This is a genomic window from Streptomyces sp. SLBN-118 (genome assembly GCF_006715635.1).
GTDB lineage: Bacteria > Actinomycetota > Actinomycetes > Streptomycetales > Streptomycetaceae > Streptomyces.
The window spans coordinates 2,312,550-2,336,494 of sequence record NZ_VFNP01000001.1; the positions used below are offsets into that span (position 1 = coordinate 2,312,550).

Annotated in this window: 23 protein-coding genes and 1 pseudogene; 5 read left to right on the top strand and 19 right to left on the bottom strand. The window is 70.2% G+C overall.

Annotated features, from left to right (window positions below; genetic code table 11):
- Positions 1 to 94: 94 nt before the first annotated feature.
- Positions 95 to 466, bottom strand: a pseudogene (locus tag FBY35_RS10315) (phospholipase domain-containing protein); the annotation flags it as partial.
- Between the two features lie 253 nt (positions 467 to 719).
- On the opposite strand from FBY35_RS10315, the gene FBY35_RS10320 reads away from it, so the two are divergent.
- Complete coding sequence (locus FBY35_RS10320) at positions 720 to 1,619, top strand: hypothetical protein (RefSeq protein WP_142213500.1); 900 nt, start codon at positions 720 to 722, stop codon at positions 1,617 to 1,619.
- A 250-nt stretch (positions 1,620 to 1,869) separates the two neighbouring features.
- Here FBY35_RS10320 and gatB read toward each other — a convergent pair whose 3' ends face one another.
- The 8 genes from gatB to FBY35_RS10360 all read right to left on the bottom strand — a co-directional run bounded on the left by gatB (position 1,870) and on the right by FBY35_RS10360 (position 11,918).
- Entirely contained in the window at positions 1,870 to 3,378 is a 1,509-nt protein-coding gene (gene gatB, locus FBY35_RS10325) for an Asp-tRNA(Asn)/Glu-tRNA(Gln) amidotransferase subunit GatB (protein ID WP_142213501.1), read from the bottom strand.
- A gap of 16 nt (positions 3,379 to 3,394) precedes the next feature.
- The gene (locus FBY35_RS10330; protein WP_142213502.1) at positions 3,395 to 3,637 is read right to left on the bottom strand and encodes a hypothetical protein; all 243 of its coding nucleotides are present in this window, start codon (positions 3,635 to 3,637) and stop codon (positions 3,395 to 3,397) included.
- Positions 3,634 to 5,139 carry an Asp-tRNA(Asn)/Glu-tRNA(Gln) amidotransferase subunit GatA gene (gene gatA, locus FBY35_RS10335; RefSeq protein WP_142213503.1) on the bottom strand — a complete coding sequence of 502 codons (1,506 nt, stop codon included), beginning with the start codon at positions 5,137 to 5,139 and terminating at the stop codon, positions 3,634 to 3,636. The genes FBY35_RS10330 and gatA overlap by 4 nt, the downstream gene beginning before the upstream one ends.
- Positions 5,140 to 5,144: 5 nt before the next feature.
- Entirely contained in the window at positions 5,145 to 5,441 is a 297-nt protein-coding gene (gene gatC / locus FBY35_RS10340) for an Asp-tRNA(Asn)/Glu-tRNA(Gln) amidotransferase subunit GatC (protein ID WP_016642027.1), read from the bottom strand.
- Between the two features lie 129 nt (positions 5,442 to 5,570).
- Positions 5,571 to 7,712, bottom strand: coding sequence for a bifunctional diguanylate cyclase/phosphodiesterase (locus FBY35_RS10345; protein WP_142213504.1), 2,142 nt, complete (start codon positions 7,710 to 7,712; stop codon positions 5,571 to 5,573).
- Between the two features lie 316 nt (positions 7,713 to 8,028).
- Positions 8,029 to 10,212, bottom strand: coding sequence for an NAD-dependent DNA ligase LigA (gene ligA / locus FBY35_RS10350; protein WP_142213505.1), 2,184 nt, complete (start codon positions 10,210 to 10,212; stop codon positions 8,029 to 8,031).
- Between the two features lie 15 nt (positions 10,213 to 10,227).
- Positions 10,228 to 11,223, bottom strand: a complete 996-nt coding sequence (locus tag FBY35_RS10355; protein WP_142213506.1) for a methionine synthase — start codon at positions 11,221 to 11,223, stop codon at positions 10,228 to 10,230.
- Positions 11,220 to 11,918, bottom strand: a complete 699-nt coding sequence (locus FBY35_RS10360; protein WP_142213507.1) for an SDR family oxidoreductase — start codon at positions 11,916 to 11,918, stop codon at positions 11,220 to 11,222. The genes FBY35_RS10355 and FBY35_RS10360 overlap by 4 nt, the downstream gene beginning before the upstream one ends.
- Positions 11,919 to 11,975: 57 nt before the next feature.
- Between FBY35_RS10360 and FBY35_RS10365 the strand changes: the two genes are divergently transcribed.
- Complete coding sequence (locus FBY35_RS10365) at positions 11,976 to 12,305, top strand: DUF427 domain-containing protein (RefSeq protein WP_142213508.1); 330 nt, start codon at positions 11,976 to 11,978, stop codon at positions 12,303 to 12,305.
- 53 nt (positions 12,306 to 12,358) lie between these two features.
- Here the strand turns inward: FBY35_RS10365 and mnmA are convergent, their stop codons facing one another.
- Complete coding sequence (mnmA, locus tag FBY35_RS10370) at positions 12,359 to 13,489, bottom strand: tRNA 2-thiouridine(34) synthase MnmA (RefSeq protein WP_142213509.1); 1,131 nt, start codon at positions 13,487 to 13,489, stop codon at positions 12,359 to 12,361.
- A 61-nt stretch (positions 13,490 to 13,550) separates the two neighbouring features.
- Here mnmA and FBY35_RS10375 point away from each other — a divergent pair, with 61 nt between their 5' ends.
- Complete coding sequence (locus tag FBY35_RS10375; protein ID WP_142213510.1) at positions 13,551 to 14,252, top strand: N-acetylmuramoyl-L-alanine amidase; 702 nt, start codon at positions 13,551 to 13,553, stop codon at positions 14,250 to 14,252.
- A 60-nt stretch (positions 14,253 to 14,312) separates the two neighbouring features.
- On the opposite strand, the gene FBY35_RS10380 is transcribed toward FBY35_RS10375, so the two are convergent.
- The 3 genes from FBY35_RS10380 to FBY35_RS36405 all read right to left on the bottom strand — a co-directional run bounded on the left by FBY35_RS10380 (position 14,313) and on the right by FBY35_RS36405 (position 16,113).
- Complete coding sequence (locus FBY35_RS10380) at positions 14,313 to 15,476, bottom strand: cysteine desulfurase family protein (protein WP_142213511.1); 1,164 nt, start codon at positions 15,474 to 15,476, stop codon at positions 14,313 to 14,315.
- A gap of 98 nt (positions 15,477 to 15,574) precedes the next feature.
- Positions 15,575 to 15,937: a DUF4190 domain-containing protein gene (locus FBY35_RS37060; RefSeq protein ID WP_260848572.1), complete on the bottom strand. Its 363-nt coding sequence runs from the start codon at positions 15,935 to 15,937 to the stop codon at positions 15,575 to 15,577.
- 20 nt (positions 15,938 to 15,957) lie between these two features.
- The gene (locus FBY35_RS36405; protein WP_186356902.1) at positions 15,958 to 16,113 is read right to left on the bottom strand and encodes a hypothetical protein; all 156 of its coding nucleotides are present in this window, start codon (positions 16,111 to 16,113) and stop codon (positions 15,958 to 15,960) included.
- 103 nt (positions 16,114 to 16,216) lie between these two features.
- Here FBY35_RS36405 and FBY35_RS10390 point away from each other — a divergent pair, with 103 nt between their 5' ends.
- Positions 16,217 to 16,831, top strand: a complete 615-nt coding sequence (locus FBY35_RS10390) for a TetR family transcriptional regulator (RefSeq protein WP_142213512.1) — start codon at positions 16,217 to 16,219, stop codon at positions 16,829 to 16,831.
- Here the strand turns inward: FBY35_RS10390 and FBY35_RS10395 are convergent.
- Positions 16,800 to 17,813 (bottom strand): YafY family protein, encoded by a 1,014-nt coding sequence (locus tag FBY35_RS10395; RefSeq protein ID WP_142213513.1) that lies wholly within the window; start codon positions 17,811 to 17,813, stop codon positions 16,800 to 16,802. The genes FBY35_RS10390 and FBY35_RS10395 overlap by 32 nt on opposite strands.
- 96 nt (positions 17,814 to 17,909) lie before the next feature.
- Between FBY35_RS10395 and FBY35_RS10400 the strand changes: the two genes are divergently transcribed.
- The gene (locus FBY35_RS10400; protein ID WP_142213514.1) at positions 17,910 to 18,479 is read left to right on the top strand and encodes a TIGR03086 family metal-binding protein; all 570 of its coding nucleotides are present in this window, start codon (positions 17,910 to 17,912) and stop codon (positions 18,477 to 18,479) included.
- 343 nt (positions 18,480 to 18,822) lie between these two features.
- Here FBY35_RS10400 and FBY35_RS10405 read toward each other — a convergent pair whose 3' ends face one another.
- From FBY35_RS10405 to FBY35_RS10425, 5 genes are all read right to left on the bottom strand, one after another.
- Complete coding sequence (locus FBY35_RS10405; RefSeq protein WP_142213515.1) at positions 18,823 to 19,668, bottom strand: thioesterase family protein; 846 nt, start codon at positions 19,666 to 19,668, stop codon at positions 18,823 to 18,825.
- Between the two features lie 63 nt (positions 19,669 to 19,731).
- Positions 19,732 to 20,391, bottom strand: a complete 660-nt coding sequence (locus tag FBY35_RS10410) for a trimeric intracellular cation channel family protein (RefSeq protein WP_142213516.1) — start codon at positions 20,389 to 20,391, stop codon at positions 19,732 to 19,734.
- 18 nt (positions 20,392 to 20,409) lie between these two features.
- On the bottom strand, positions 20,410 to 21,819 hold the full coding sequence (locus FBY35_RS10415; protein WP_142213517.1) for an ABC transporter ATP-binding protein: 1,410 nt from the start codon (positions 21,817 to 21,819) through the stop codon (positions 20,410 to 20,412).
- Positions 21,816 to 22,916, bottom strand: a complete 1,101-nt coding sequence (locus FBY35_RS10420; RefSeq protein ID WP_142213518.1) for an ABC transporter ATP-binding protein — start codon at positions 22,914 to 22,916, stop codon at positions 21,816 to 21,818. Before FBY35_RS10420 ends, FBY35_RS10415 begins: the two co-directional genes overlap by 4 nt.
- Complete coding sequence (locus FBY35_RS10425; protein ID WP_142213519.1) at positions 22,913 to 23,920, bottom strand: ABC transporter permease; 1,008 nt, start codon at positions 23,918 to 23,920, stop codon at positions 22,913 to 22,915. The genes FBY35_RS10420 and FBY35_RS10425 overlap by 4 nt, the downstream gene beginning before the upstream one ends.
- Positions 23,921 to 23,945: the final 25 nt, after the last annotated feature.

Sequence of the window (23,945 nt, forward strand, 5' to 3'; positions counted from 1 at the left end):
TGTCCCTTTCGTGTGCTTCCTCACAGCAGCACCAGGGGCCCGAGGTCAGCCCTCCGGACCCCTGTTCACCTGCTCTTTTGTGCCCCAGCCGCCAGCCCGAGACGCTCGCTTCCCCGTTTTCGATGTGACCCATCAGACGGCGGCGGAAGCCGGATTCGCGGTCGGCGGTCACCTCGATGTCGTACCAGCCGTGCGCGTCGGCCGCCGAGTGGACGACGCTGCGGCTGCGCCCCGGCTTCACCGTGACCGTGCGGGTCCAGTCCGTGAGGTCGGCCTCGTCGACGTAGGCCGGCGGCCGGAGGGTGAAGGTGACCGGCTTGCTGCCCTCGTTGCGCAGCGTGAGGTGGAGATCACGGTCGCGGTGGTCGATCGAGGAGGAGACCTCGGCCGTGCCGCCCGCTCCGCCCGCGAACTCACGGCGGAAGCCGTTCGGCCCGGTGATCGTGAAGCGGTAGGCGTCCTTGGTCTGATGCCGCTGATAACCGCCCGGAACGCAGTGAAGCCGGATGGCGTGAGGAAGTCCCGTGGACGGCGCAGCGGTGAACGTCCAAGTGTCCGTCGCAAGAGTCCAAACCGGGGATGGCCGGGGGGAGTTACCGGCAATTACCTGCCCCCAGCCGTCCCGAGACTGTACGCCCGGTGTACCCGTGCTGTTCCGCGGCCGTAAATCCCCATCCGTGCGGCAGGCGTTGTCGGCGGCGGCTGGCACGATGGGTGACATGGAAAACACGGGGACCAACCAGCCGATCGTTTGGCCCGGCGACGCCGCGGACTTCGCCCTGACGCTCCATGACACACCTGACCCGTACTTCGGCCAAGCCCCGGTTCCGGTGCTGGCGTACGAACCGGGGGCCTCGCTGCGGGACCGGCGGGAGGCCTTCCGGGAGGTGTACGCCGCGATCGTGGCCCGGATCGGCGAGCCCACGCTCTACGGCGGCTCGGCGGAAGGCCCCAGCATCCGCTGGCGCGACTGCAGAAGGGTGGTGCTCCTCGCGGGCAATCGCCGCCTCGCGCACCTGTCGGTCCACGACACGGACACCCTGGAGAACGACGAACGGCGCACCTTCGAATGGGGCGGCACCTGGTCGGCGGACGAACCGCACGACTTCGCCTTCCTGCCGTACGTCTGGCAGTTGGACCGGAGCGGGCCGGGCCTTCGGCCCGTCGAGCGGCCGCGCGGGAGCATGGCCTCCAGCCTCGAACACTTCCAGAGCGCGCTGGAGTTGCTGCTCATGGCCTGGGTCGAGCAGCTTTCGGTGCAGGTCGGCGGCGACTGGGCGAGCTTCAGCGTGACCAGCGGGGCGGACCGCGGCCGGCAGCTTCAGATCTCGTACGCGCTGGAGGACGGGCTGCATGTCTCCGTCGACGACCGCGACGGCGAGGACAGCCAGGAGCGGGCCGGGCTGATGCGCTCACGCGGCTGGCAGTCCCTCGACCGTGGCTGGTGGCAGACGGACTTCCCCGAGCCGGAGCGCCCGGAGGTGGCGGCGGTGGCCCGCCTGGCGATCACGGAACTGCGGGCACGGGGCACCAAGGAGCCGGAGGAACTGCGCGCGAGGGACGTCAGCTGCAAGGACCGCGGCGAGCTGTGGCTCCCGGGCCTTGGCATACGCCACTGAGCAGCAGGCCCCACCCGGCACCGGGTCGTCGTGCGAGGGCCACTTGAACAGCTCGCCTCGGGACTCCGGCGCCGCGGCGGAAGGCGTCGTCCGGGGCGCCCGGGTTGCCCGAGCCCCGACGCCAGGAGCCCCGGCACCCGGCACGCCGTGTCCCGCGCCCCGGATCCACCGTCCCATCCACCAGCGCCCCGGTGGAACGCCGGAGGCGGCCCGCACCCGCAGGTGCGAACCGCCTCTCGTTGCGCGAGCGTCAGCCCTCGACGCCGAGCTTCTGAAGGATCAGCTCCTTGACGCGCGCCGCGTCCGCCTGGCCGCGGGTCGTCTTCATGACCGCGCCGACCAGCGCGCCAACCGCCGCGACCTTGCCGCCGCGGATCTTGTCGGCGATCGCCGCGTTGCCCGCGATCGCCTCGTCGACGGCCGCGCCGAGCGCGCCCTCGTCCGAGACGACCTTGAGGCCGCGCTTCTCGACGACGTCGTCCGGGCCGCCCTCGCCCGCGAGCACACCCTCGATGACCTGGCGGGCCAGCTTGTCATTGAGGTCGCCGGACGCGACCAGCGCCGCCACCCGGGCCACCTGGGCCGGGGTGATGGGCAGCGAGGACAGCTCGACGCCCTCCTCGTTGGAGCGGCGGGCGAGCCCGCCCATCCACCACTTGCGCGCGGCCGCGGCATCCGCACCCGCGTCGATCGTGGCGGCGATCAGGTCGACCGCACCCGCGTTGAGGATCGACTGCATGTCGTGCTCGGAGATGCCCCACTCCTCGCGCAGGCGGTTGCGCCGCACCCGCGGGAGTTCGGGCAGCGTGGCGCGAAGCTCCTCGACCCACGCGCGCGCAGGCGCGACGGGGACGAGGTCGGGCTCCGGGAAGTACCGGTAGTCCTCCGCCTCCTCCTTCACGCGGCCGGACGTCGTGGAGCCGTCGTCCTCGTGGAAGTGGCGGGTCTCCTGGATGATCGTGCCGCCGGACGAGAGCACCGCCGCGTGGCGCTGGATCTCGAACCGTGCCGCACGCTCGACCGACCGCAGCGAGTTGACGTTCTTCGTCTCGGAGCGCGTGCCGAACTTCTCGGCACCCCGCGGCCGCAGCGAAAGGTTCACGTCGCAGCGCATCTGGCCCTGCTCCATGCGGGCCTCGGAGACACCGAGCGCCTTGATGAGTTCGCGCAGTTCGGCGACGTACGCCTTGGCGACCTCCGGCGCGCGCTCGCCCGCGCCCTCGATCGGCTTGGTGACGATCTCGATCAGGGGGATGCCGGCGCGGTTGTAGTCCAGCAGGGAGTGGGACGCGCCGTGGATACGGCCGGTGGCGCCGCCGACGTGCGTCGACTTGCCGGTGTCCTCCTCCATGTGGGCGCGCTCGATCTGTACGCGGAAGACCTCCCCGTCCTCCAGCTGGACGTCCAGATAGCCGTCGAAGGCGATCGGCTCGTCGTACTGCGAGGTCTGGAAGTTCTTCGGCATGTCCGGATAGAAGTAGTTCTTCCGGGCGAAGCGGCACCACTCGGCGATCTCGCAGTTCAGCGCGAGGCCGATCTTGACGGCCGACTCGACGCCGATCGCGTTGACGACGGGGAGCGAGCCGGGCATGCCGAGACAGGTCGGGCAGGTCTGCGAGTTGGGCTCGGCGCCCAGCTCGGTCGAGCAGCCGCAGAACATCTTGGTCTTGGTGCCGAGTTCGACATGGACCTCGAGGCCCATGACGGGGTCGTAGGCAGCGAGGGCGTCCTCGTACGACACCAGTTCAGTGACGGTCACGGTGAAACTTTCCCTCTCAGCCCAGCAGGACGTCGTCGTCGCCCAGGCGCCTGAGCTCGCGGTAGAGCAGGGCCAGGCCGGTGACGATGGCGGCAGCGGATACGGCGGCGTCGATCAGCCGGAGCATGTCGCCCTCGTTGCGGGCCTTCTTGGCCTGCTTGGCGACGCTGATCGCGCCGAAGGCGGTGGTTCCGATCGACAGATACGTACCGGTCTTGGACTTCTTGAAGCCCTTGGCCTTGGTCAGTGCCTTACTCACAGCGACGGAGCCTCCTCGAGCAGCGGGTGGCCCCACTTTTCCACGAAGGCCGCCTCGACGGCCGCGCCGACCTTGTACAGCCGGTCGTCCTTCATGGCGGGGGCGATGATCTGCAGTCCGACCGGCAGTCCGTCCTCCGGCGCGAGACCGCAGGGCAGCGACATCGCGGCGTTGCCGGCCAGGTTGGTCGGGATGGTGCACAGGTCCGCGAGGTACATCGCCATCGGGTCGTCGGCGCGCTCGCCGATCGGGAAGGCGGTGGTGGGCGTGGTCGGCGAGACGATCACGTCGACCTGCTCGAAGGCCTTCTCGAAGTCCCGGGTGATGAGCGTGCGCACCTTCTGCGCGGAGCCGTAGTACGCGTCGTAGTAGCCGGAGCTGAGCGCGTACGTACCGAGCATGATGCGGCGCTTGACCTCGTCACCGAAGCCGGCCTCGCGGGTGAGCGCGGTGACCTCCTCGGCCGACTTCGTGCCGTCGTCGCCGACCCGCAAGCCGTAGCGCATGGCGTCGAAGCGGGCCAGGTTGGAGGAGCACTCGGACGGCGCGATCAGGTAGTACGCGGAGAGCCCGAGGTCGAAGGACGGGCAGTCCAGCTCGACGATCGTGGCGCCAAGACCGCGCAGCAGCTCCACGGACTCGTCGAAGCGCTGGACGACACCGGCCTGGTAGCCCTCGCCGCGGAACTGCTTGACGACGCCGACGCGCATCCCCGCGACCGAGCCGTTCTTCGCGGCCTCGACGACCGGCGGGACCGGGGCGTCGATGGACGTCGAGTCCAGCGGGTCGTGACCGGCGATGACCTCGTGCAGCAGGGCCGCGTCCAGGACCGTACGGGCGCAGGGGCCGCCCTGGTCGAGGGAGGAGGAGAAGGCGACCATGCCGAAGCGGGAGACGCCGCCGTAGGTGGGCTTGACGCCGACCGTGCCGGTGACGGCGGCGGGCTGGCGGATGGAGCCGCCGGTGTCCGTGCCGATGGCGAGCGGTGCCTCGTACGAGGCGAGGGCCGCGCTCGACCCGCCGCCGGAACCGCCGGGGATACGGGTGAGGTCCCAGGGGTTGCCGGTCGGGCCGTATGCGCTGTTCTCGGTGGAGGACCCCATGGCGAACTCGTCCATGTTGGTCTTGCCGAGGATGACGACGTCCGCTGCCTTGAGCTTCTTGGTCACCGTCGCGTCGTACGGCGGGATCCAGCCCTCGAGGATCTTGGAACCGACGGTGGTCGGGATGCCCTCGGTGGTGAAGATGTCCTTCAGCGCGAGCGGCACACCGGCCAGCGCGCCGAGCTTCTCGCCCGCCTCGCGCTTGGCGTCGACGGCGCGGGCCTGCGCGAGCGCTCCCTCACGGTCGACGTGCAGGAAGGCGTGCACCTTCTCGTCGACGGCCTCGATCCTGGCCAGGTGCGCCTCGGTGACCTCGACGGCCGTGAGCTCGCCGGAAGCGATCTTCGCGGCGATCTCTGCGGCGGTGAGCCTGATGATGGTGACGTTGGTGTCCGTCATGGTGATTAGTCCTCCCCCAGGATCTGCGGCACCTTGAAACGCTGCTGCTCCTGGGCAGGGGCGCCGGAGAGCGCCTGCTCGGGGGTGAGCGACGGACGAACCTCGTCCGCGCGCATGACATTGGTCAGCGGCAGCGGGTGGGAGGTCGGGGGTACGTCTTGGTCGGCGACCTCGGAGACGCGGGCGACCGCGCCGATGATGTCGTCGAGCTGTCCGGCGAAGTGGTCGAGCTCTTCGTCCTTCAGCTCCAGACGCGCCAGCCGGGCGAGGTGGGCGACCTCCTCGCGCGTAATGCCAGGCATGCAGCGATCCTCAGGGGTGAGTGTGTGGTTTTGAGCTCAATCCTATGGGGCACGGTCCACTGCCCACGAAACGGTGTGCGGCCGGGACCTCCCGGGCCTTGCTCCGGCGTCTCCCGGGACCCTGCCGAATCAGGGAACGACCTGGCCGGAGGGCTCACTGGTCGGGCTGGCGGGAGGCCGCGTCGCGTCCGCCGTGGCGGCGGGCAGTTCCGCGGCCCGGTGCCAGCCGCGCTCGCCGCGCGCCCGCAGCCACGCCGTGGCCTCCTGCGGCGGCATCGCGGCCGCGACCAGCCACCCCTGGACGGCGTCGCAGCCCAGATCGCGCAGCCGCTCCCAGGTCTCGTCGTCCTCGACGCCCTCGGCGACGACGAGCAGGCCCAGCGAGTGGGCGAGGTCGACGGTGCAGCGGACGATCGCGGCGTCCTCGTTGTCGACGGCGAGCCGGGCCACGAAGGAGCGGTCGATCTTGAGCTCGCTGACCGGGAGCTTGCGCAGATGCACGAGGGAGGAGTAGCCGGTGCCGAAGTCGTCCAGGGACATCTTCACGCCGTGCTCGGTGAGCCCGGCGAGCGTGTCGGCGGCGCGCTGGGGGTCCTCCAGGAGGACGTGCTCCGTGATCTCCAGTTGGAGGGAGCCGGCCGGGACGCCGTGGCGGGCGAGGCGGGCGGCGACGGATCCGGCGAATCCGGGGGTGTGGACGTCGCGCGGCGAGACATTCACGGCCACCGGCACGTCGAGCCCCTGGGCACGCCACTTGGCGACCTGCCCGAGGGCCGTGTCCAGCACGTACTCCGTCAGATGCGGCATCAGGCCCGAGGACTCGGCGATCGCGATGAACTCGTCCGGGGGGACCCGGCCGCGCTCCGGGTGGACCCAGCGGACCAGCGCCTCCAGTCCGGCGACATGGCCGTCGAAGCGGACCTTGGGCTGGTAGTGCAGCTCCACGTCACCGGCGTCCAGCGCACGGCGCAGATCGCCCAGCAGGCCGAGCCGGTCAGGAGTGTTGCTGTCCCGCTTGGACTCATACACCTCCACGCCCGTGCGGTCCCGCTTCGCCTGGTACATCGCGACGTCCGCGCGCCGCAGCAGCCCTTCCGCGTCCAGTGCGTGCTCGGGGAAGACGGCGACGCCCGCGCTGGCCTCCAGGACGAGGGTGAGCCCGTCGAGATCGAGCGGCGAGGACAGCTCGGCGACGAGGTGACGGGCGACGCGCTGGGCGCTGGTGGCGGAGTCGGCGGTCGGGAGCAGTACGGCGAACTCGTCGCCGCCGAGCCGGGCCGCCTCGGCACCGCGGGGCAGGGCGAGCCTGAGCCGGTCGGCGATCTGGAGCAACAGCCGGTCCCCCGCGAGATGGCCGAGTGTGTCATTGACGGAACGAAAGCGGTCGAGATCGATCAGCACGAGAGCCGAGCGGGCACCGCTGCCCTCGGCGTCCGCGAGGGCGGACCAGGTCCGTTCCAGGAGCCACTGACGGTTCGGCAGACCCGTCAGGGGGTCGCGCAACTGCTCCTCTGCTCTGGCCCGGGCGATCCACAGCGTGGAATCGAGGGCGATCAGCGGTACGGCGAACAAGGGCAGCAGCAGCGGCAGGGCGACGGCGACGACACAGATCAGCGGGGCGATGCCGAGCAGGGCGACCGCAACAAGGCCCTGCCGCAGCAGGGCCGTACGGGCGGCGGTGGGCAGACCGCCCCCCTGGGGGGCGAGGACATACCACAGGAGCAGCCGGGTCACCACGAGATAGGCGGTGGCCGCGAGAATCACTTCCGGGGCGGCCTCGATGCCCCATTCGAGTGGCGTCCAGGGCGCCTCGACGCTCGGCTCCACCCCGAACACCGCAAGAACGAGAGCGGCGGCGCCGATCCCGAGGATGTCCACGGAGCCGTGCAATACGCCCTGGCGCCAGCGGTTTCTGCGGGCGGCGGCGACCAGCGCGACGACGGCGAGGCTGACCAGTCCGGCAGGCACCCAGCCGAACAGGAGCAGGACGGCGAGCGTGAGTGCGGCACCGGAACCGGTGCCGCCCCACCAGCGGTCGCGGCCGAGCGCGACGAGATGGCCGACGATGATCCCGGTGAGGACGGCGAGCGACCAGCCCGCGGTGGAACCGGGGAACAGCGCAAGGCCCTCCCCCAGCGTGCTGAAGACTCCGAAGGCGAGCAGTGCGGCGGCGCATACGACGGCGGCGACGGGCAGTCCCGGCGTCATGCCCGCAAGGGCCGCGAATCCACGCGGCCGTGAGACCGTGGCGGCGCTCTCGGTCGGTTTCATTCCCGTCCCTCTCACAGCCGGCGGTGCCGATGCCTCGCGATGGCTCCCGTTGTCATGCCACCACGACTGAAATCCCACCACGCAGCCGTGCACGACAGGCGCACGTCTCAACAGTAGGCCGCAGAAGGCTCGGACGGGCAGCGCTCTACAGCTCTTGCCCGAATGAGACCTGGCCACCCTTATCCATCTGGTATGCGCTGAACGGGTGACCTGTACCGGTCGTTCGGAGGCTGAATCCGGCGTCCGATTCCCGCCCCGTGCGCCCCCTCTTGGCCCCTTGACGAGCCCCTCCCAAGCCCCGCGCACGCCCCCTCCGTCACGCCTCGGGAGGCACAGCGGCCTCACGTGCCGCGTCCGGGCCCTGTTCAAGGAGTACGGCGAAGCCCTCCTCGTCCAGCACCGGCACCTTCAGCTGCATTGCCTTGTCATACTTGGAACCGGGGTTGTCGCCGACGACCACGAAGCTCGTTTTCTTCGAAACAGAACCGGCCACTTTCGCGCCGCGGCTCTGGAGGGCTTCTTTTGCGCCATCCCTGGTGTAGTCGGCGAGGGTGCCCGTGACGACGACGGTGAGTCCGTCCAGCGGCCGCGGGCCCTGTTCCTCGCCCGCGCCCTCTTCCTCCGTACGGACGCCCGCCGCCCGCCACTTGCGCAGGATCTCGCGGTGCCAGTCCTCCTCGAACCACTGCTTGAGGGAGGCGGCGATGGTCGGTCCCACGCCGTCGACGGCCGCGAGCTCCGCCTCATCGGCCTGCTCGATCCGCTCGATCGACCGGAACTCGCGGGCCAGGGCCTCGGCCGCGACCGGGCCGACATGACGGATCGACAGACCGGTGATGATCCGGGCCAGCGGGCGCTCCTTGGCGGCCTGGATGTTCTCCAGCATCGCCAGGGCGTTCTTCTTCGGCTCGCCCAGCTGGTTGGCGAAGACCGTGACGACCTTCTCCTCACCGGTCTTCGGATCGCGCTTGGGCAGTCCACTGTCCTGGTCCAGGACATACGCCTTGATGGGCAGCAGCTGCTCGACGGCGAGGTCGAAGAGATCGCCCTCGTCGCTCAGAGGCGGCTGCGCGGGCTCCAGCGGCTTGGTGAGCGCCGCCGCCGCCACATAGCCGAAGTTCTCGATGTCCAGCGACTTGCGCCCGGCGAGATAGAAGAGACGTTCACGCAACTGGGCCGGGCAGGAACGGGCGTTGGGGCAGCGCAGATCGACGTCGCCCTCCTTCATGGGGCGCAGCGGGGTGCCGCACTCCGGGCACTCGGAGGGCATCACGAACTCCCGCTCGGTGCCGTCCCGCAGATCCACGACCGGGCCGAGGATCTCCGGAATGACGTCGCCCGCCTTGCGCAGCACCACCGTGTCGCCGATCAGCACGCCCTTGGCCTTGACCACGTCCTGGTTGTGCAGGGTGGCGAACTCGACCTCGGAGCCCGCGACCGTGACCGGCTCCACCTGGGCGTACGGCGTGACGCGGCCGGTGCGGCCGACGCCCACCCGGATGTTGACCAGCTTGGTGTTGACCTCCTCCGGGGCGTATTTCCACGCGATCGCCCAGCGAGGCGCCCGCGAGGTGGAGCCGAGACGCCCCTGGAGCGGGATCTCGTCGAGTTTGACGACCACTCCGTCGATCTCGTGCTCCATGGAGTGCCGGTTCTCGCCGTAGTAGGCGATGAACTTCCGCACGCCTTCGAGCGAGTCCACGACCTTGTAGTGCTTGGCGGTGGGCAGGCCCCAGGCACGCAGCAGGTCGTAGGCCTGGGAGAGGCGGTCGATGCCGAAGCCCTCACGCGCGCCGATGCCGTGCACCACCATGTGCAGCGGAAGGGTCGCGGTGACCTTCGGGTCCTTCTGGCGCAGCGAACCGGACGCGGAGTTGCGCGGGTTGGCGTACGGCTGCTCACCGGCCTCCACCCGCCGGGCGTTGAGCTCCTGGAACTTGTCCATCGGGAAGAAGACCTCGCCGCGGATCTCCACGAGATCCGGGACATGGTCGCCGTGCAGTCGGTCCGGAATGTCCGCGATGGTACGGACATTGGGAGTGATGTCCTCGCCGACGCGACCGTCGCCGCGGGTCGCCGCGCGCGTGAGTCTGCCCTTCTCGTACGTGAGGTTCACGGCGAGGCCGTCCACCTTGAGCTCGCACAGGAAGCGGTAGTCGGACGAGCCGACCTCGCGCGCGACGCGCTCGGCCCAGGAGGCCAGTTCCTCCTCGTCGAAGGCATTGTCCAGGGAGAGCATCCGCTCGCGGTGCTCGACCTTCGCCAGCTCCGTCTCGTACTGCCCCGCGACCTTCTGGGTCGGCGAGTCGGGCGTGCGCAGCTCGGAGTACTGCTCCTCCAGCGCCTCCAGCTCGCGCAGCAGCTTGTCGAACTCGCCGTCGCTGATGACGGGGCTGTCCTTCACGTAATACCGGAAGCGGTGCCCCTCGACCTGCTCAGCCAGCCGGGCATGCTTCTCCCGTGCCTCGGCGGGCACGGACCCTTGCTGTTCGACAGCCACCGTGTCGTCCTCCCGTTACTCAGGGTTGTCTGCGAGCGATCTCGCGGCCCGGACGCAGTGGGCGAGCGCCGCGCGTGCGTACGCCGGTGAGGCGCCCGCGAGCCCGCATGCCGGGGTGATCACCACGGACTCGCTCAGAGTCCCCGGACTCAGCCCCAACCTGCGCCACAACGTCCTGACACCCATGACGCTACCGGCAGGGTCTGACAATGGAGCATCGCTGGAGGGCACCACACCCGCGAACAGCTGCGTACCTCCTTCGACGGCCTCACCGATCTGTTCCTCCTCACGCTCGGTGAGCAGACCGACATCGAACGAGACACCCCCGGCCCCTGCCCGGCGCAGCAGCGCGAACGGCACCTCCGGCGCGCACGAGTGGATCGTGACGGGCTCGTCGCTCACCCCGATCACCTCCCGCAGCGTGCCCTCGACGAGCTGGCGGTCCACCGCCCTGTGGGTGCGATACCCGCTGGCGGTCCTGACCTGTCCTCGCAGTACGGCGGTCAGCGAGGGCTCGTCGAGCTGGAGCACCACGCGGGCGCCGGGCACGCGGCGGTGTACATCCGCCAGATGCGAGCGCAGCCCTTCGGCGAGCGAGGCCGCGAGGTCCCGGACGGCGCCCGGATCACCCAGCGACGCCTCGCCGTTGCGCAGCTCCAGCGCGGCGGCGAGCGTCCACGGCCCCACCGCCTGGACCTTGAGCGGCCCCTCGTAGCCCTGGGTGTGCTCCTCCAGCGCGTCAAGATCCTCGCCGAGCCAGGAGCGGGCCCGGCGGGTGTCGCGTCCCGGCCGGTCGCTGAACCGCCAGCCGCTCGGCTCGACATGCGCGTACATCTCGACGAGCAGCCCGATGGTCCGCCCGATCATGTCGGCTCCGGGCCCGCGGGCGGGTAGTTCGGGCAGATGCGGAAAGTCCTCGAAGGATCCGGCGACGGTCTTCGCGGCTTCGCGGGCGTCCCCGCCGGGCATGGATCCGACCCCGGTCGCGGGGCCCCATGGGAATGCGTTCATCGCCCGGGCCGCACCGTCACGTCGTTGATCTCGGCGTCGCGCGGCAGGTCGATCGCCGTGATGATCGTCGTCGCGACGGACTCCGGGTCGATCCAGCGGGACGCGTCGTACTCCTTGCCCTCCTGCGAGTGCACCTTGGCCTGCATCGGGCTCGCGGTGCGGCCCGGGTAGACCGAGGTCACGCGGACGCCGTTGCCGTGCTCCTCGTGGCGCAGGGAGTCTGCGAGCGCCTTGAGGCCGTGCTTGGAGGCGGCGTAAGCGCCCCATTCCGCATGGGCGTTGAGGCCGGCGCCGGAGTTGACGAAGACCACCTGGCCCTTGACGGCCCGTAGGTGCGGCAGGAAAAGCCTGGTCAGCTCGGCGGGCGAGACCAGATTGGCGTTGAGCTGCTGGTGCCAGGTCTTGGGGCGCAGCTCCGCGATCGGGCCGAGGTCGACGATGCCCGCGATGTGCAGAAGGGAGTCCAGACGCTCCGGCATGGGCTGCATGCCGAGCGACTTGGAGATGCGGTCGGGGTCGGCGAGGTCGGCGACGAGGGTACGGGCGCCCTCGTAGTGAGCGGCGAGCTCCTTGGCGCGGCCCGCGTCGCGCGCCAGAAGGATCAGCTCGTCCCCGCGCGCGTGCAGGCGGCGCGCGACGGCCGCGCCGATGCCGGAGCCCGCCCCTGTGATCAGATGTGTAGCCATACGGGCCATGCTCGCACTCCTGCGGGAACCGGGAAGAAGTGCGGCCCGGCCGGTGCTGTCCCCGGTATGGCCAAAGGACACACGATCACCATCGAGCAGAGCACCGTCCATGTACGCGTGGCACGGGGCGAGGACATTCTCGCGGAGAGCCGGTGCCCCCTCGTCCTGCGCGAGACGGGCTGCCCCGTGCGCTACTACCTCCCCGAGGAGGACGTACGCACGGACCTGCTGAAGCCCTCCGAGACGCAGACCTACTGCCCCTTCAAGGGAACGGCCTCCTACTGGTCGCTGCCGGACGCGCAGGACTTGGTGTGGGGATACCCCGAGCCCAAGGACGAAGTGGCGCAGATCAAGGGCCACTTCTGCTTCTACGACACCGAGGTCGTCGAAGCCTGACGCGGGAGTTCACCGGGAGACGGCTCGCGTGGATCCGGCCGGTCGGGCCGGATCTACGCGACCGACGCGGTCCCCGCCCGCTCGGTCGTCGCGATCGTCGCCGAGCCGACCACGCGGGTGCCGTCGTACAGCACGATCGCCTGGCCGGGAGCCACGCCCCGGACCGGCTCGGTGAAGGTCACGTTCAGCGTGGAGCCGACGAGCTCCGCCGTCACCGACGTCTCACCGCCGTGGGCGCGCAGCTGCGCGGTGTACGTCCCGGGGCCCGCCGGGGCCACCCCGCACCAGCGCGGCTTGATCGCCGTGAGGGCCGCGACGTCGAGCGCCTCGACCGGGCCGACCGTTACCGTGTTGTTCACCGGAGAGATGTCCAGGACATAGCGCGGCTTGCCGTCGGGCGCCGGGTGGCCGATGCGCAGGCCCTTGCGCTGGCCGATCGTGAAGCCGAAGGCCCCTTCGTGCGTGCCCAGCTTCGTGCCCGACTCGTCGACGATGTCGCCCTCCGCCGTACCCAGGCGGTTGGCGAGGAAGCCCTGGGTGTCGCCGTCGGCGATGAAGCAGATGTCGTGACTGTCGGGCTTCTTGGCGACGGCCAGGCCCCTGCGCTCGGCCTCGGCCCGGATCTCGTCCTTGGTGGTGAGGGTGTCACCGAGCGGGAACATCGCGTGCGCCAGCTGCCGCTCGTCGAGCACGCCGAGGACATAGGACTGGTCCTTGGCCATGTCGGAAGCCCGGTGCAGCTCGCGGCTGCCGTCCTCGCCGGTCACGACCGTGGCGTAGTGGCCGGTGCACACGGCGTCGAAGCCGAGCGCGAGCGCCTTGTCCAGCAACGCCGCGAACTTGATCTTCTCGTTGCAGCGCAGACAGGGGTTGGGCGTGCGGCCCGCCTCGTACTCCGCGATGAAGTCCTCGACCACGTCCTCGCGGAAGCGCTCGGCGAGATCCCACACGTAGAAGGGGATGCCGATGACGTCCGCGGCGCGGCGGGCGTCACGGGAGTCCTCGATGGTGCAGCAGCCGCGCGCGCCCGTACGGAAGGACTGCGGGTTCGCGGAGAGTGCGAGGTGCACACCGGTGACATCGTGCCCGGCCTCGGCGGCTCGGGCGGCGGCGACGGCGGAGTCCACGCCGCCCGACATTGCGGCGAGCACACGAAGGGGACGCTGGGGAGTCTGAGGAGTCATAGCTCTACCAGGGTAAGGGGACCTGGGAACCGAAAGCTCGCGAGTATGCGTTGGGCATCGCATGGGGAGTGAATCGAAAGGCGGCGACAAGCAGGCCGAGGGTCGGGGCGTCAGCCGGCGGGCCGTGCTGATCGGGGGCGGGGCCGTGGTGGTGGGCGTCGGTGTGCTCGCCCGGGACGAGCTGCGGCATGCCTGGTGGCGGCTGCCGGGGATGGCCAAGCCCCGGAAGGAAGGTGAGCTGGACCACCTGGGCGCGGAGTGGACGGCGGCGTCCCGGGCGAACTGGCGGCTCGCGGACCGGCCCGACGACTACGACATCGACATGGTGGTCATCCATGTCGTCCAGGGCAGCTATCCGACGGCGCTGAGGGTCTTCAAGGACCCGGGGCACGGTGCCGCGGCGCACTATGTCGTCCGCAAGGACGGACATGTGGCCCAGATGATCCGCGAGCTGGACGTGGCCTTCCACTCGGGCAACCGCTCCTACAACGAACGCAGCGTCGGCATAGAACACGAAGGCTTCGTGGACCGCCCGGGCGACTTCACGGACGCGATGTACCAGGCATCCGCGCAGCTCACGGCCGGGATATGCACGCGCTACGGCATACCCGTCGACCGGAAGCACATCATCGGTCACGTCGAGGTGCCGGGGACTGACCACACGGATCCAGGGCCGCACTGGGACTGGAACCGCTATCTCGCGCTGGTGCGCAAGGCGCTGCCGACGGCGCGGAAGGCGGCCGAGGCCCGGACGCCTGGATGAGACCCAGCTAGGGCCTGTCGTTTGGATCAGGCGAGCCCGGCAAGATCCGAACGACAGGCCCTAACTGAGTCCTGCCGTACGGGCGCGCTCCACGGCGGGGCCTATGGCCTCGGCGACCGCCTTCACGTCGGCCTTGGTGGAGGTGTGGCCGAGGCTGAACCGCAGGGTGCCGCGCGCGAGGTCAGGGTCGGTGCCGGTGGCCAGGAGGACATGGCTTGGCTGGGCCACACCCGCCGTGCAGGCGGAGCCGGTGGAGCACTCGATGCCCTGCGCGTCGAGCAGCAGGAGCAGGGAGTCGCCCTCGCAGCCCGGGAAGGTGAAGTGGGCGTTGGCGGGGAGGCGGTCGTCCGGGTCGCCGCCGAGGATCGCGTCGGGGACGGCCGCACGTACGGCGTCGACCAGCTCGTCGCGCAGGGCGCCGATCTCGCGGGCGAAGTCCTCGTGGCGCTCGGCGGCGATGCGCCCTGCGACGGCGAAGGAGGCGACCGCGGGGGCGTCGAGGGTGCCGGAGCGGACATGGCGCTCCTGGCCGCCGCCGTGCAGGACGGGGACGGGGGTGTACTCCCGGCCGAGCAGCAGCGCGCCGATGCCGTACGGGCCGCCGATCTTGTGCCCGGACACCGTCATCGCGGCGAGGCCCGAGGCGGCGAAGCCGACGTCGAGCTGACCGAACGCCTGAACCGCGTCGGCGTGCAGCGGGACGTCGAACTCCCTTGCCACCGCGGAGAGTTCGGTGACCGGCATGACAGTGCCGATCTCATTGTTGGCCCACATCACGGTGGCGAGCGCGACATCGTCGGGACTGCGCTCGATGGCCTCGCGCAACGCCTCGGGGTGCACCCGCCCGTACGCATCGACCGGCAGGTACTCCACGGTCGCGCCCTCGTGCTCGCCGAGCCAGTCGACGGCGTCGAGGACGGCATGGTGCTCGACCGGGCTGGCGAGGACACGGGTCCTCGCCGGTTCGGCGTCGCGCCGCTGCCAGTACAGACCCTTCACGGCGAGGTTGTCGGCCTCAGTGCCGCCGGAGGTGAAGACCACCTCGCTGGGGCGCGCGCCGAGAGCGTCGGCCAGGGACTCGCGGGCCTCCTCGACCGTACGACGGGCGCGGCGCCCGGCGGCGTGCAGCGCGGAGGCGTTGCCGGTGACGGTGAGCTGCGCGGTCAGCGCCTCGACCGCCTCCGGCAGCATCGGAGTGGTCGCAGCGTGGTCGAGGTAGGCCATGGTGGCCCCGATTCTACGAGGCCCTGTGGGGGCGCGGGCGAGGCGCAGGGGTGCACGGGCGCGCGGGTGCCGTTTTTGTCCTGCTGCGGGTGCCGGTGTCAGCCGCCGATGCCCCAGACGACGGTTCCGTTCACGGTGACCAGCACGGCGAGTACGGCCAGGTCGGCGACGCCGAGGGCGAGTCCGAGCAGGGCGCGGCCGCGGCGTGCGGTGCCGCGCCTGAGGGCGATGCCGGACAGGACGACGGCGATCGGGCCGAGCACGATGTTCATCACGAGCAGGCCGACGAGGCCGAGGACGAAGGCGGCGACGGCCATGCCGTCGGCGTCCCGCCGGCCCGCGGACTTGGCGTCGGGCGTGCTGCCGGGCGTCGTTCCCGCGGTCTCCCGGAGGGCGGTTCCCCCGTGGGTGCTCTCGGTCCGCGCGGTGCGCGCGGTGCGTGCGGCGGCGGTGAGCTGCATGGCGGTTGGCTCCTTCCGGATCAGTGGTGGTGACGTGCGCGACGCTCGCGCACGGCGAAGACGAGCAGCCAGGCACCGATCACGGTGCAGGCCACGAGGGAGGCGGAGAGGGGAAGTTGGGCCACGGCGCCCAGCATGATTCCCAGGAGGAGAAGCGCTGCGACGAGGGCGATCATCGTCTTCCTTTCTAATTCTCGGTGAGCACTTGGGAGTACGACTGTTCACTGACTCCAGAGTCTACTCTTCCCTTCTTCGGAGAACGGTTGTTTACTGAATGGTATGAGTCACACCACGGGGATCCGTCAGGCCCAGAAACAGAAGACCCGTCAGGCCCTCCTGGACGCCGCGCTGCAGTTGCTGGAGGAGCAGAGCCTGAGCAGCCTCGGCCTGCGCGAGGTGACCCGGGCCGTGGGTGTGGCGCCGACCGCGTTCTACCGGCACTTCCGGGACATGGCAGATCTCGGCGTCGCGCTCGTCGAGGAGGCGCTCGGCAGCCTGCATGCCACGATCGGCGAGGCGCTCGCCGAGAACGGTGACGATGTACGCATCGACCGCACCGTGGCGCTCATCGCCGACCTGGTGCGTACCTCCCCCGGGCACGTCCGCTTCATCGCCCGCGAACGACACGGCGGCGTGCAGCCCGTTCGTGAGGCGATCGAAGCCCAACTGCGCCGGTTCGGCGACGAGGTGGCGGCGGCGTTCGCCCGGGAGCCGGAGACGGCGGGGTGGAGCGAGGAGGATCTGGCGATGCTCGCGGGCGTGTATGTGGACCACATGGTGATGACGGCCAGCACCTTCCTGGAAGCCGGGCCTCAGGGCGAGGAGCGGGTCTCCTGCGTGGCACGTCGTCAGCTGCGGCTGATCAGCCTCGGCCGCCGTCACTGGCTGGACTGACGGAGCCGCCGTCACTGGCTGGACCGACGGCCCCGTACAGGTCGACCACCGCGGCGGCCGCGCGGGCCAGCTCCACGCGGGCCTCGGGCGGTGAGAGCACCTCCACGCTCTCGCCGAAGGTGAGCAGCGCGCGGGCCGCCATGACCTCCGTGAGCGCGAGTTCGACGCACGTCCACTCCCCCTCGGTGACCGGCTCGGCGGCGAGCCTGCCCGCCTGGATCCGCAGAAACATGTCCAGGCGATCGGCCCTCACCCGCACCCTGACCCGTACATCCGCGGGACGCTCCTCGACCTGGCGGCGCAACACCTCCCAGACGTCCGCCAGCTCCTGGCCGGCGCGCCGCTGCTCCGGCCCATCGGTGATCGTGGCCGCGAGCACCCGGTCCGCACGGAACAGCCGGGGCCGGGCCCGGTGGTCGGCGACCAGGTACCAGACACCCGCCTTCACGACGAGTCCGTACGGATCGAGGGTGTACGTCCGTGGTTCGGTCGTCCCGCTGTGGCGGTAACTCAGCCGCAGCCGCCGGTCGGTGAAGACGGCGGTGTTCAGTATGTCGAGGTCCACGGCCGGCCGCCGGTGCGTCCTCATCCAGCGGTCCGGATCGACCAGGATCCGCCGGCTCGTCAACTCGGCCGCGGGCCGGTGCGGTTCGGGCAGCGCGGCCATCACCTTGCGCAGGGCCGAGCCGAGCGCCTCGTCCAGGCCGAGCGCGGCGTGCGCACCCTGGGCCGCCAGGACGAACAGGGCGCGGGACTCGTCGGCGGTCAGTCCGGTGACGTCGGTACGGAAGCCGGGCAGCAGAGCGATGCCTCCGTTGCGGCCGCGCTCGGCGTAAACGGGAACGCCGGATGACGAAAGCGCCTCGATGTCGCGGTAGATGGTGCGTACGGAGACTTCGAGCCGCTCGGCCAGTTCGGCGGCCGGGACAAGACCACGGGTCTGGAGGAGCAGCAGGATCGAGAGCAGCCGGTCGGACTTCACGGGTCTGAGGGTCTCCGGAAAACATGACGGGGGATGTCAGGTTATCCGTGCAGAGTGCGGTTCGTCAGCGAGACCGGTGATGAGGAGATGGACACCATGAACGATCCGCGCCCCCTGTTCGAGCGTGCGGCCGACCAGTTCGCGAGCCTGGTGAAGCTTGTGACGCCGCAGCGGCTGAGCGATCCGACGCCATGTACGGAGTTCGACGTACGGACGCTGCTGTCCCATGTCGCGGGGGCCACCCACCGGATCGCCCTCATCGGCGAGGGCGGCGACGGCCTCTCCCTGCCGGCCCGCGTCGACGGCGTCCCGGACGACGGCTGGCCCGCGGCCTACGAGGAGGCACGCGCCCGCTTCACCTCGGCATGGGCCGACGACACCAAACTCGGCCGCGAGGTCACGGTCCCGTGGGGCGTGGTGCCCGGGGCCGCGGCGCTCGGCGGCTATGTGATGGAGACGGTCACCCACACCTGGGACCTCTCCAAGGCGCTGGGCCACCCGCTGGCCCTGGACGAGGAGTTGGCCGAGATCATCCTGCCGATCGCCCACGAGGCACTCCCGGCGCAGGCGCGAGTGGAGGGGGTGCCGTTCGGGGTGGTGCGTCAGGCGCCGCAGGGTGCGGATGCGTATGGGAGGTTGGCGGCGTGGCTGGGCCGGGAGGTGTGACGGCGCGGTGCCGGGGCGCGGGGCCTGTTCCCACCCCGCCTTCCCCTGCGGCCCAGCGGCCGGGGGAGGTACCCCTGTCCCGACTGTGCCATGTTGCGGCTCCGCCGCGTGGCGGGGCTCCGCCCGGACCCCCGCTCCTCAAACTCCCCCAGACTTCGTCCGGGGGACCCCCACGGGGCTGATTGTTCAGCCAGTCCGGCGTTTGAGGACATGCCGCCCACGGCGCGGGCCCGGCGGACCACACCGGCGAAGGTCGCACACGGGGTCCGGGGGCTTGCCCCCGGTTCGGCGAGGGGGGTGGGGGAAAGCCCGCCTGCGGCGGGCTTTCCCCCACCGCCGGACGTCAGCCGCGCGGCGCCTTCGCCAGTTGCCGCGACTGCGCCACCAGGCGGTCCGCGCTGTCCCACACCTCCGCGTCCTCCTCCAGGAAGCCGCCCGCCAGATTCCGCGTCGTGATCGACACCCGCAGCGGCCCGGGCGCCGGGCGGCAGCGGATGTGCGTGGTGAGTTCGACCGTCGGGGTCCAGCCCTTCAGGCCCAGCTCGAAGGATGTCGGCGGCAGCGCGTCGACCGTGAGCAGCAGCGAGAGCGGGTCCGCGTCGCGGCCGTCCGCGAGCGAGAACCAGCCGCGCATCTGCCCCTTGCCGGAGGGCGCGCCGACGGCCCAGCCGACGGTCGCCGGGTCGAGCTTGATGCTCAGTCGCCCGGTGATCGCCGAGCTTCCCGGGATCGCCGCGGGGCCGTCGGACGGCCCGAGGCAGTCCTGGAGCGCCGGCATGACGGGCGGCATCGCCGACGTCTGTACGTCGTCGGAAAGCTCGTCCAGATCGCCGTACGTCGCCAGCACGCGGATGCGCTCGACCTCGGCGCCGTTCTCGTCGTACTGGACGAGCGAGGCCTGGCCGGTCGAGAGGGTGCGCCCAGTACGGACGGTCTCGGTGCGGACCACCGCGGGACCCGGCTGAGACGCGCTCAGATAGTGCGCCGAGACGGTGAACGGGTCGGGGTGCGGCAGCGCGTCGCCCAGGGCCCGGCCGAGCAGGGCCAGCAGGTAGCCGCCGTTGACGGCCTGGATGATCGTCCAGCCTGCGGAGAGCTCCGCGTCGTAGACGCCCGGTGCGCGCAGGGTGACGGCGGTGTCGCGGTCGAACTCGCTGTCCCCGATGGATGCCTGAACTGCCTGTGCCATGGCAGCACGGTACAACAAGTAATTACTGAGCGGTAGCTTTTTGCCTTCCCGGACCGGGGCGGCTCAGCCCTCTTCGACAGCCGACGAGCGCCGGTTCCAGGCGCGCGGTGCCCTCCAGTGGAATCGCATCGCGAGCAGACGCAGGACGAACGCGGTCACCACGGCCAGTCCGCTGGTGATCGCGTTGAGCACGTCGAACTGGATGCAGAGCACCACCATGGTCGCTCCGACGATGGCGGGGACGGCGTAGAGATCGCGGTCCCAGCGCAGCAGCGACGGCACCTCGTTGGCCAGTACGTCACGCAGCACACCGCCGCCGACAGCGGTGGCCAGACCGAGGACCGCGGAGTAGGTCAGGCCGAGCCCGTACTCGTACGCCTTGGTCGTGCCGGTGACACAGAACAGCCCGAGGCCGGCGGCGTCGAAGACGTTCACACCGACCTGGATGCGCTCGACCTGCGGGTGCAGGAAGAAGACGAGGGCCGTCGCCACGAGGGGCATCAGGAAGTACCCGGTGTCGGTGAAGGCGGCCGGCGGGACGGCCCCGATGATCAGGTCACGCAGAAGCCCTCCGCCCAGCGCCGTGACCTCGGCGAGCACTGCGATGCCGAAGACGTCAAAGTTCTTGCGTACGGCGAGCAGTGCGCCGGAGATCGCGAATACGAAGATCCCGGCGAGGTCGAGCGCATGCTGGACGGAGGGCGTGAACAGTTCTTGGAGCACCGGACGATTGTGCCGGTTCTACTCCTTGGTGCTGTCCCCCGAGTCCCCGGAAGCGGGGATGCCCTCGTCGTCGGCGGCCTCCGAGGCATCGCCCTCGGCGGACTCGGCCTCGTCGGCGTCGACGGCCTCGGGCTCGCTGCTTTCAGCGTCGCCCTCGGCAACGTCCGCGTCCGCGGCAGAAACAGCCTCCGCCTCGCCGGCCGCAGCGTCGCCGTCGACCTTGGCGATGTCCGCCTCAGCCTCCGCCGCGTCGCCGTCGACCTTGGCAACGCCCGCGACCGCCGCCGCGTCCACCGACGCTTCCGCGCTCTTCGGCGTCGACTCGACGACCTCGATCGCGTCCCGCGCCGCCGACAGCAGCGCCACGTCCTGCGGCGCCTGGTCCTCCGCGTTCTCCGGGTGGTGGCAGGCCACCTGGTGGCCCGTCTTCAGGGCCAGCAGCGGCGGCTCCTGCGTCTTGCAGATCTCCGTCGCCTTCCAGCACCGCGTGTGGAAGCGGCAGCCCGACGGCGGGGAGATCGGCGAGGGCACGTCGCCCTTGAGCAGGATGCGCTCGCTCTTGCCGGCGCCGCCCCGCCGCGGGTCCGGCACCGGCACCGCGGACAGCAGTGCCTTGGTGTACGGGTGCATCGGCGCCTCGTACAGCGACTTACGGTCGGTCAGCTCGACGATCTTGCCGAGGTACATCACCGCGATACGGTCCGAGACATGCCGGATGACCGACAGGTCGTGGGCGATGATCACGTACGTCAGGCCCAGCTCGTCCTGGAGGTCGTCCAGCAGGTTCACCACCTGCGCCTGGATGGACACGTCCAGCGCCGAGACCGGCTCGTCCGCCACGACCAGCTTCGGCTTCAGCGCGAGCGCACGCGCGATGCCGATGCGCTGGCGCTGGCCGCCGGAGAACTCGTGCGGGTACCGGTTGTAGTGCTCGGGGCTGAGGCCCACCAGCTCCAGGAGGTGCTGGACCTCCTTCTTGATGCCGCCCTCGGGCTCGACGCCCTGCAGCCGGAACGGCGCGCTGACGATCGAGCCGACCGTGTGGCGGGGGTTGAGCGAGCCGTACGGGTCCTGGAAGATCATCTGCACGTCGCGGCGCAGCGGGCGCATACCGCCGGTGCCCAGGTGCGTGATGTCCGTGCCGTCGAACTCGACCTTGCCGCCCGTCGGTTCGAGCAGCCGGGTGATCAGCCGTCCCATCGTCGACTTGCCGCAGCCCGATTCGCCCACGACGCCGAGGGTCTCCCCGCGGCGTACGTCGAAGTCGATCCCGTCGACGGCCTTCACGGCGCCGACCTGTCGCTGCAGCAGCCCCTTCTTGATGGGGAAGTGCTTGACCAGGCCCTGGACCTTGAGCAGTGGCTCGGGCGACCCGGCGGCCTGCTCCGGGATGGCGACGTCGTCAGTGGTCTTCTTCGTATCGGTCACAGCTTCGGCGCAATCTCTTCGGTCCAGATCCGCGTGCGGTCCTCCTGCGACATGTGGCAGGCGGAGAAGTGCCGACTGCCGACCTCGCGGAGCTCCGGGCGCTCGGTGCGGGTGATCCCGCCCTTGGGCACATCCGCGTACGGGCAGCGCGGGTTGAAGGCGCAGCCGGAGGGGACGTTGATGAGGCTGGGCGGCGCGCCCTTGACCGGGATGAGGCGCTCGGTCTGTTCGCGGTCGATACGCGGCATCGAGCCCAGCAGACCCCAGGTGTACGGGTGCTGCGGAGCGTAGAAGATGTCGTCGACCGGACCGCGCTCGATGCACCGGCCCGCGTACATCACCAGGATGTCGTCGGCGATCTCGGCGACGACGCCCAGGTCGTGGGTGATGATGATGACCGCGGAGCCGAACTCCTTCTGCAAATCCCGGATCAGGTCGAGGATCTGCGCCTGGACGGTGACGTCCAGGGCGGTGGTCGGCTCGTCCGCGATGAGCAGTTCGGGGTTGTTGACCAGTGCCATCGCGATCATGGCGCGCTGGCGCATACCGCCGGAGAACTCGTGCGGATAGCTGTCCACCCGCTTGTTGGGCTCGGGGATGCCGACCCGGTCGAGCAGCTCGATCGCGCGCTTGCGGGCGATCTTCTTGCTCACGTCGTTGTGGACGCGGTAGGCCTCCACGATCTGGGTGCCGACCGTGTAGTACGGGTGCATCGCGGACAGCGGATCCTGGAAGATCATCGCCATCTCGCGGCCGCGCATCCGGCGGACCTCGTCCGGGTCGGCGGCGACGAGCTCCTGTCCGCCGAGCCAGATCTCGCCGGACATCTGCACGTTCTTGCCGCGGGCGCCCTGGCGGTGCAGGCCCATCACGGCGAGGGAGGTCACGGACTTGCCGGACCCGGACTCGCCGACGATCCCGAGGGTCTTGCCCTTCTCCAGCTGGAAGCTGAGTCCGTCGACGGACTTGACCAGACCGTCGTCGGTCGGGAAGTGCACCTTGAGGTCGCGCACTTCGAGGAAGGCGTCCGGGGCTGGCGAGTCCCCGGACCGCACCGGCTCGCCAACGGCGGCACCGGTTTTGGACAGTTCGGTCACGAGAGCCTCACGCGCGGGTCGACGGCGGCGTACAGCAGGTCCACCAGGAGATTGCAGATCACGACGAAGAAGGCGGCCACGAGCGTGACGCCGAGGATCGGCGGCAGGTCGTTGGCCGTAATCGACTGGACCGCGTATTCGCCGATTCCGTGGAGGGAGAAAACGTGCTCGGTGATCAGCGCACCGCCGAGCAGCAGTCCGAGGTCCATGCCGAAGACCGTGATGATCGGGGTGAGCGCGGCGCGCAGGCCGTGCCGGGCGATCACCTTGCGCTCACGCAGACCCTTGGCGCGCGCGGTGCGGATGAAGTCCTCGTTCATCGTCTCCAGCATCCCCGAGCGGGTGAGCCGGGCGTAGATGGCGGAGTAGAGCAGCGCGAGCGAACACCAGGGGAGGAACAGGGTGTTGGCCCACTGAGCCGGGTTCTCCGTGAACGGCACATACGTCCTGCCGAAGATCTCCAGCTTGTAGCTGAAGAGCAGCAGGGCGAGCTGACCGGTGAAGAACATGGGGAGCGACACGCCGGCGAGCGAGATGCCCATGGCGGCGCGGTCGAAGATCGATCCGGGCTTGAGCGCGGAGATGACACCCGCGGTGACGCCCGAGAGCAGCCAGATCACGGCCGCTCCGCTGGCCAGCGAGATGGTGACCGGCAGCCGGTCCATCAGCTGGGGCCAGACCTCGACATGGTCCTTGAAGGAGTAGCCGAAGCAAGGTGCGCTGCAGTGCGCGGTGGTGGGGCCGAGGTCATAGTCGGCGCCGACGACGATCCCCTTGATGAAGTCCCAGTACTGGATGTAGATGGGCTGGTCGAGACCAAGGTTCTGCTTGACCGCCGCAATGTCCTCGGGCGTGGGGTTCTTGCCGATGTACTGCTGGGCAAGCTGGTCGACGGTCTGACCGGCCAGCTTCGGCAGCACGAAGAAGATGCCGAAGGTGACCGCGGTGACAACCAGCAGCAGGATCACTGCTGCGATTATCCGGCGGAGGATGTACGAGATCACGGGGACCGGCGCTGGTGCCCGCGGG

Coding starts and splice junctions, on each gene's coding strand:
- FBY35_RS10320 (WP_142213500.1), top strand. CDS start 720: ATGGAAAACACGGGGACCAACCAGCCGATCGTTTGGCCCGGCGACGCC.
- gatA (WP_142213503.1), bottom strand. CDS start 5,139: ATGACGGACACCAACGTCACCATCATCAGGCTCACCGCCGCAGAGATC.
- gatC (WP_016642027.1), bottom strand. CDS start 5,441: ATGCCTGGCATTACGCGCGAGGAGGTCGCCCACCTCGCCCGGCTGGCG.
- FBY35_RS10345 (WP_142213504.1), bottom strand. CDS start 7,712: ATGAAACCGACCGAGAGCGCCGCCACGGTCTCACGGCCGCGTGGATTC.
- FBY35_RS10355 (WP_142213506.1), bottom strand. CDS start 11,223: ATGAACGCATTCCCATGGGGCCCCGCGACCGGGGTCGGATCCATGCCC.
- FBY35_RS10360 (WP_142213507.1), bottom strand. CDS start 11,918: ATGGCCCGTATGGCTACACATCTGATCACAGGGGCGGGCTCCGGCATC.
- FBY35_RS10365 (WP_142213508.1), top strand. CDS start 11,976: ATGGCCAAAGGACACACGATCACCATCGAGCAGAGCACCGTCCATGTA.
- mnmA (WP_142213509.1), bottom strand. CDS start 13,489: ATGACTCCTCAGACTCCCCAGCGTCCCCTTCGTGTGCTCGCCGCAATG.
- FBY35_RS10375 (WP_142213510.1), top strand. CDS start 13,551: ATGGGGAGTGAATCGAAAGGCGGCGACAAGCAGGCCGAGGGTCGGGGC.
- FBY35_RS10380 (WP_142213511.1), bottom strand. CDS start 15,476: ATGGCCTACCTCGACCACGCTGCGACCACTCCGATGCTGCCGGAGGCG.
- FBY35_RS37060 (WP_260848572.1), bottom strand. CDS start 15,937: ATGCAGCTCACCGCCGCCGCACGCACCGCGCGCACCGCGCGGACCGAG.
- FBY35_RS36405 (WP_186356902.1), bottom strand. CDS start 16,113: ATGATCGCCCTCGTCGCAGCGCTTCTCCTCCTGGGAATCATGCTGGGC.
- FBY35_RS10390 (WP_142213512.1), top strand. CDS start 16,217: ATGAGTCACACCACGGGGATCCGTCAGGCCCAGAAACAGAAGACCCGT.
- FBY35_RS10400 (WP_142213514.1), top strand. CDS start 17,910: ATGAACGATCCGCGCCCCCTGTTCGAGCGTGCGGCCGACCAGTTCGCG.
- FBY35_RS10405 (WP_142213515.1), bottom strand. CDS start 19,668: ATGGCACAGGCAGTTCAGGCATCCATCGGGGACAGCGAGTTCGACCGC.